At 37.6% G+C, this 6,000-nt stretch carries 6 protein-coding genes; 2 read left to right on the top strand and 4 right to left on the bottom strand.

Features of this window, described 5'->3' with window-relative positions:
- Positions 1–183: 183 nt before the first annotated feature.
- Positions 184–540, bottom strand: a complete 357-nt coding sequence (gene acpS / locus NC797_RS11890) for a holo-ACP synthase (protein WP_272437001.1) — start codon at positions 538–540, stop codon at positions 184–186.
- Between the two features lie 199 nt (positions 541–739).
- Between acpS and NC797_RS11885 the strand changes: the two genes are divergently transcribed.
- The gene (locus NC797_RS11885; RefSeq protein ID WP_272437000.1) at positions 740–1,501 is read left to right on the top strand and encodes a rhomboid family intramembrane serine protease; all 762 of its coding nucleotides are present in this window, start codon (positions 740–742) and stop codon (positions 1,499–1,501) included.
- Positions 1,502–1,621: 120 nt separating this feature from the next.
- Here the strand turns inward: NC797_RS11885 and NC797_RS11880 are convergent, their stop codons facing one another.
- Positions 1,622–3,094, bottom strand: coding sequence for a degradosome RNA helicase CshA (locus NC797_RS11880; protein WP_272436999.1), 1,473 nt, complete (start codon positions 3,092–3,094; stop codon positions 1,622–1,624).
- 510 nt (positions 3,095–3,604) lie between these two features.
- Between NC797_RS11880 and NC797_RS11875 the strand changes: the two genes are divergently transcribed.
- The gene (locus NC797_RS11875; protein WP_272436998.1) at positions 3,605–4,528 is read left to right on the top strand and encodes a DMT family transporter; all 924 of its coding nucleotides are present in this window, start codon (positions 3,605–3,607) and stop codon (positions 4,526–4,528) included.
- Between the two features lie 90 nt (positions 4,529–4,618).
- Here the strand turns inward: NC797_RS11875 and NC797_RS11870 are convergent, their stop codons facing one another.
- Together NC797_RS11870 and NC797_RS11865 are read right to left on the bottom strand one after the other, a co-directional pair.
- Complete coding sequence (locus tag NC797_RS11870) at positions 4,619–5,332, bottom strand: alpha/beta hydrolase (RefSeq protein WP_272436997.1); 714 nt, start codon at positions 5,330–5,332, stop codon at positions 4,619–4,621.
- Between the two features lie 83 nt (positions 5,333–5,415).
- Positions 5,416–5,976, bottom strand: a complete 561-nt coding sequence (locus NC797_RS11865) for a YppG family protein (RefSeq protein ID WP_272436996.1) — start codon at positions 5,974–5,976, stop codon at positions 5,416–5,418.
- Positions 5,977–6,000: the final 24 nt, after the last annotated feature.

The following is a 6,000-nucleotide window of genomic DNA, read 5'->3' as shown; positions in this document are numbered from 1 at the left end:
AGGACATGATACGATAAACAAGTAGCAGCACCTCACTTTTTGGTTTGTTTTTTGTGGTAAATTAACAATACCTTATATTTGAGTGTGCTGCTATATTAAATTAGCTGAAATGTTTGGGAAAGATGGGGTTAAAAGCCCTCGCGATAGCGATTTTGTTCAATTTAGGTCATAAATTGCTGATTTCTATGAATCAATAACAACTTGTGCAACAGCATATTCCTTGCTATGAGAAATGGATACTGCGATTTTTTCATCCTCACTGTTCACTACTGTAATTATTGGTGCTCCTTTTTCATTAGGCAAAATTTCGATATCAATAAACCTTAATTTGCCTATTCCGGTTCCAACTGCTTTCGCATAAGCTTCCTTTGCAGTAAAGCGACCTGCGAGAAATTCTAATTTCCTGGTAGGTGAGGACAACTGATCAAAAAGCTCCCGTTCTTTTTCCGTTAAAACTCGTTCAAGGAAACGTGTATGCCTTTCCATATTTTGTTTTATTCTATCTAACTCAATAATGTCTATCCCAATTCCTTTTATCATAATCCGTATTTCCTACTTTCATCATTTTTTAAATAGTTTATAATAGAGGTTGTTTAAATGCGTGTTTAAAAATTACAAATAACAGAACGATCATATCCATTGTTGTTCTTATTATAACGAATCAATACCAAATAGAGAAAATAAACTGAATAAAGAGAATCATGAAGATTTGCGAATTGATTAAAAAAGGAGTATGGCTATGTTTTTTAGAACGGAAAGCTTTCAACAATTTGTGCGAACATACCCAATTGTGACGACACTTGTCTCGATTCATTTGTTTCTTTGGGTAATAATTGATTTATTCCAATTAAATATTGGCATGCAAATCTACCAGTGGGGAGCAGGCGTAAACCTCATGATCGATAATGGGGAATATTGGCGACTTATCACTCCTATTGTACTACACGCAGGACTTATGCACGCATTGTTCAATTCCTTTTCACTTGTTTTATTTGGTCCTGCTCTAGAACAAATGCTAGGTAAATTTAAATTTATTGTCGCTTATTTTTTCGCTGGTATAGTAGGTAATTTGTTTACCTATGTGATGGATCCAACTGCATTTTACCCCTACGTTGGAGCTTCAGGTGCCATTTACGGGTTATTTGGAATATATCTGTTTATGACCATTTTTCGAAAACATCTTATTGATCAGGCAAACGGACAGATTATATTAACGATTTTCATCATTGGGATGATCATGTCTTTTCTGCGTACTAATATTAATATTTATGCACACATTTTTGGGTTTATCGGCGGATTCGCCATTGCACCTGTTGTGTTACGAAATGCCCGTCCCTTTAACATATGGAGTAACAGAAGTGTTCACCAAGGCGGGGGCGTCAACTTTAATCCAAACCGTTGGAAAGGCAATCGTTGGAGAAACAAGCAGCGCCTAAACAAAGTTGTTTGGGTATTACTTGGCGCACTCGTTCTTTTGGGGCTTTTTAACCGATTGTTTTAATTAGATTCTCCACATATATAACAGAGAAAAGGAGCATGCTTGGTAAAATGCATGCTCCTCTTTATATCCTACTGAAAGAATCGATTGTTCACTATCAATTATACCGGTAGAAAAATTTGACTATGATTGATTTCCACGGTTTTTATTAAATGAACCTCTTTTATTTTGAAACTTTCTATTACGGGATGGCTTGTTATTGTTTCGAGAAAAGTTACGCTTATCATTTCCTCTATATGGCTTTTTCTTTCCCTTTTCTTTGTATGCTTGCTTGACACTAACTGGTGCGATGGATGTCAAACGAACAGGCGTGTTTTGTCTTTCCTTGGTCATCATTTTTAGAGCTGCAGAAACAATGGTAACGGAATCGTATTTACTTAACAACTCATTGGCTGTTTCACGATAGGATTTTAAGTCATTTTTTTCAATCGTTTCAACGAGCTTTTCTACTGTTACCTCTTGTTGTCCGCGGAGTGCTTCATCCGTACTCGGAACAGGCAGACGTTTCACTTTTCCTTTTGTAACCTTTTCAATTAGGTGAAGATGAGGAATTTCTCTAGGCGTAATAAATGATACCGCTTCTCCGCCTTTTCCAGCTCTTCCCGTACGACCTATTCGATGTACATAGCTTTCAGGATCTTGTGGAACATCAAAGTTGTAAACGTGTGTGACACCTGAGATGTCTAACCCTCTTGCAGCTACATCTGTTGCAACTAGAATTTCAATACGTCCGCCTTTAAACTTGTTTAACACAGACATTCTTTTTCCTTGTGTTAAATCTCCATGAATCCCTTCTGCACTAAAACCACGAGCTTGAAGTCCTTCAGAAATTTCATCTACTCGCTTCTTTGTACGGCCAAATATAATCGCAAGCTCTGGTCCGTGGATATCAAGTAAGTTCGTTAATGTGTCAAATTTTTGCTTTTCATGCACCTCAACAAAATACTGGTCAATGTTTGAGACTGTCATTTCTTTTGTCTTCACTTTTACTTCTTCAGGGTCTTTCATTAGCTTCGTACCAATTTCTCTAATTTCTTTTGGCATAGTTGCTGAAAAAAGTAAAGTTTGTCTTTGTTGTGGAATTGCTTTTAATATATCCCGGATGTCATCGATGAACCCCATGTTGAGCATTTCATCTGCTTCATCAAGAACTGCCGTATGCACATTACCTATTTGGATCGTTCTTCTACGAATGTGGTCTAATAGTCGTCCAGGAGTGGCAACAACAATATGTGGCCCATCTTTCAATGCTCTAATTTGACGATCCATATGTTGTCCGCCATATACCGGGAGTGTCCTTACCCCTTTAAATTGACCTAAACGATGCAATTCCTCCGATACTTGAATAGCCAACTCCCTTGTCGGCGCGACAACTAAACCTTGGATTTTTTTTAAGTCCTTGTCGATTTTTTCTATCATTGGAATACCAAAAGCAGCAGTCTTTCCAGTGCCTGTTTGTGCTTGCCCTATTACATCTTTCCCTTGCAAGCCTAAGGGAATCGTTTGTTCTTGAATCGGTGTCGCTTCTTCAAACCCCATCTTTTCTAAAGATTTCAGGATTGGATTTGAAATACCTAATGAATTAAATGTTGTCACTATCTTTTTCTACTCCTTTAACAAAAATATATATTTTGCCACGTTACATCATACCTCATTAAGAACCCGGCTTCACAAATATTTTTGGGCACTCTGGAACCTATTAAAACCGGCGAATATCACCGAGAACTAACATGAACTATTATTCATAACGTGATTTGAAAACTCGGCGTATTGCCAAGCCTATTACTGTAAGCCTTCGTCTGCAAGGATGACACAAGGCCCATTTACTTTGACTATCCATTCATTCAGATCGTTTCGAAAAACACAAGCTTCCCAAAAGTAAATATGGATTCGTTGTCTTTTCTAATTACTTTAATCCGATGAAAATCCACACTTTCTTAAAGTAAAAAAAAGCCTAGCTCCGAGCAGGAAGAGGCCTTTTCGCTACATTCAATGGATTAGTACATCTTACCATACTACTTGTTTAAATTCTACCGATATGGTTAGTGATTTTTAATTCATTGAATGATAAAATGGGTAAAAACCTGTTTGCAGGAGGAATATAAAATGAGAATACCTCCATTCAACCCCTACGCAGCTATTACAGTTGGGGTGATTTCGGTCTCCACCGCCGCGATTTTAGTGAAGCTTGCACCCGAAGCTCCTGCCTCTATTATTGCGAATTATCGATTGCTACTTGCAGTAATTATTATGATTCCCTTTATGGTGAAGACGAAACATGAATTTCGATTTATTACAAAAAACGACTGGATTTTATGTTCATTAGCAGGGGTATTTCTCGCATTTCATTTTATTTTTTGGTTTGAATCGTTAAATTATACATCTGTTGCAAGTTCCGTAGTGTTGGTAACACTTCAACCGATTTTCGCTTTTCTAGGCACCTTTCTTTTTTACCAAGAACGTTTTTCAGCGGGAACTTTAATCAGTATGATCATTGCATTAACTGGCAGTGTTATTATCAGTTGGGGAGATTTTAAAATAAGTGGTATAGCTTTTTACGGGGACATTCTTGCGATTATCGGTGCGATCATGGTCACTGGCTACTTTTTATTAGGACAAAACGCAAGAAAGCGACTTTCATTAATGACGTACACATTTGTCGTATATGGAGTCAGTTCGATTACCCTTATCGCTTATAATCTGATTCTAGGCAATGCTTTTTTTGGTTATCCAATCGGTAATTGGATGGTTTTTATTGGTTTAGCCATCATTCCCACTTTTTTGGGCCATACACTTTTTAATTGGGCATTAAAGTGGGTCAGTACGGCTACCATATCGATGGCAATCGTATTTGAGCCAATAGGCGCTTCACTACTTGCTTACTTGATATTAGGTGAAGCCATTTCTGCGACACAGTGGCTTGGAGGTTCTATCATCCTATTCGGGCTATCTTTGTTTATCGTCAGTACATCAAGGAAGTCTATTTTGACCATTTCAAATAAAAGCAAAAGATCAAATTCTGAATCTTAGCAGGCGAATGAAAAAAGCCTTATTTCCGTCATTGAGCAGACACAGATGCCGTTATTTCAGAATATCCATGCTTATCTTTGTGAAAAAATGTTAAACTTTGCTTCCCTTCTTTTCCTTTGTTAAGAACTCCAGCACCATCTGATTAAGAACATCTTTTTCCCTACTATGACAAATAAGATGTCTCGCTTGATCAAAAAACACAACTTTTTTATCATCTGCTGGTATTTGTTTTTCCAAATAACATGCTGTCTTATAAGGAACGATACAATCCCTCATTCCGTGTGCTATGAACACAGGACAGGTTATATTTGATAAATATTGGCCCGTGAATTTTACACACTTCCTAAACTCCATAGTTGCCTTAAATGGGACTTTACCACTTTTTCTTTTTTCTAGAAATCGATGAACAAATGTATAATCCACAACTTGTCCTTTTACCTTGTTAACCAGCCCTTCCCCTATCTCCATTAGCATCCGTTTAGGAGAAATGTATTTTCCAGATGCAGATAATAAGACCAACTTTTCAATGTCATAATTAGCAGCAAGATAGGTTGCAATCATACCACCCATGGAAAATCCGATAAGATAAACTTTATCACATTCCTTATATAGTTCAACCAGTGCATTTTCTGAGGCTTCTAACCACTGATCGCATGTTGTGTCATGTAAGGATAATGTAGTGCCATGCCCTGGTAGCTCTGGTGCAACGACTTTCCAATTTGAGTTGTTTTTCAAGTAATGTATAATTGGCTTTATTTCGTAAATGCCACCTGTAAATCCATGTAAGCATAAACACCCGATCATCATATTCACTCCTTAACATATAACCATTCCCATTTCGTTATAAAAAATCCTTGTCATAGCACTAGAACAAGGATTTTTTATCTTTACTTTGGTTTTATGAACGTTCCCAATCCTTTAACCATTGGTGAAACCTGTTTTACCGTGTCGGCAACTTTTCCAAAAGTAGATAACATTTTATCAATATCTAGTTGACCATCTTCATCATGAAAGTAATTCATGAACCCCTTTGGCATATTCCCTTGCTGCGGAAATGGAGCCGATTGATATGGTATCCACTGATCCATCCATCCATTATTTTTCGGACCCATACCTGGAGTGCCATAATTCGAAAGATAAGAAGGCTGAGACGGCTTCGAGTACTTTTGGAAAGGTGTAACAGGTATCGTTGGTGAATGGTTGAATGATGCATTTGAATAATACGGTTGCATCCCATTTTGTGATGGCACAGCTTTATTCGGTGGTGCCCCGCCTTTTGCTGGAAAAGGTCCCTGCATGAAAGGATTTCCATTAGATTGAGCAACACCATATGGTGGAATGATTCCTGGAGATGGACGCCGTCGATGATGTTGGTGTATAGGTGGTGAATACTGTATATGGCTTTGATAAGGATAAAACGGTTGGTGCGAAGGATTTTGACGGTTCATGGACATACACCTCTTTTTAAACTC

The sequence above is a fragment of the Terrihalobacillus insolitus genome (assembly GCF_028416575.1).
GTDB classification, from domain to species: domain Bacteria; phylum Bacillota; class Bacilli; order Bacillales; family Amphibacillaceae; genus Terrihalobacillus; species Terrihalobacillus insolitus.
This window is presented reverse-complemented; position numbering and strand designations above follow the sequence as displayed.

What these genes read in the sequence shown, in the direction of transcription:
- acpS (WP_272437001.1), bottom strand. Translation starts at nt 540, where the DNA reads ATGATAAAAGGAATTGGGATAGACATTATTGAGTTAGATAGAATAAAA.
- NC797_RS11885 (WP_272437000.1), top strand. Translation starts at nt 740, where the DNA reads ATGTTTTTTAGAACGGAAAGCTTTCAACAATTTGTGCGAACATACCCA.
- NC797_RS11875 (WP_272436998.1), top strand. Translation starts at nt 3,605, where the DNA reads ATGAGAATACCTCCATTCAACCCCTACGCAGCTATTACAGTTGGGGTG.
- NC797_RS11870 (WP_272436997.1), bottom strand. Translation starts at nt 5,332, where the DNA reads ATGATCGGGTGTTTATGCTTACATGGATTTACAGGTGGCATTTACGAA.
- NC797_RS11865 (WP_272436996.1), bottom strand. Translation starts at nt 5,976, where the DNA reads ATGAACCGTCAAAATCCTTCGCACCAACCGTTTTATCCTTATCAAAGC.